Annotated in this window: 2 rRNA genes; both read left to right on the forward strand. The window is 54.3% G+C overall.

What is annotated here, in order from left to right:
* Positions 1-115 (forward strand): 23S ribosomal RNA (locus NQ036_RS15485); the annotation flags it as partial.
* 199 nt (positions 116-314) lie between these two features.
* Positions 315-422, forward strand: a 5S ribosomal RNA gene (gene rrf, locus NQ036_RS15490); the annotation flags it as partial.

Below are 422 nucleotides of genomic sequence, written 5' to 3' on the forward strand. Positions count from 1 at the left end.
TTCGAGATGAGGTCTCCTTTAAGGTGTCCTAGAGATGATGGGGTTGATAGGCCAGATGTGGAAGACTAGTAATGGTTGGAGCTGACTGGTACTAATACACCGTTCACTCACCCAAACAACACGACTCGGTGGGACTGTGGTCTTGTCGGGGTGTGTGGTGGGTTGGGTAACACAAGTTAAACAACGATTGAGCGTATGAGAGTTGGGCCGTGGGGTCCGCGCGCACAGCCCCGTGTGGGGTTGGTGTTCACGTCTACTAGTTTCACTGCATGATCCAGTGACGCGCATGTATGGTGTGTGTTGTTCTGTGGTTTTGCGGTGGTGAGAGCGTTGGGGAAACGCCCGGTCCCTTTCCGAACCCGGAAGCTAAGCCCGATTGCGCTGATGGTACTGCATGCGGGAGTGTGTGGGAGAGTAGGTCA

The sequence above is a fragment of the Brevibacterium sp. 91QC2O2 genome, from assembly GCF_024580695.1.
In the GTDB taxonomy this organism is placed as follows: domain Bacteria; phylum Actinomycetota; class Actinomycetes; order Actinomycetales; family Brevibacteriaceae; genus Brevibacterium; species Brevibacterium moorei.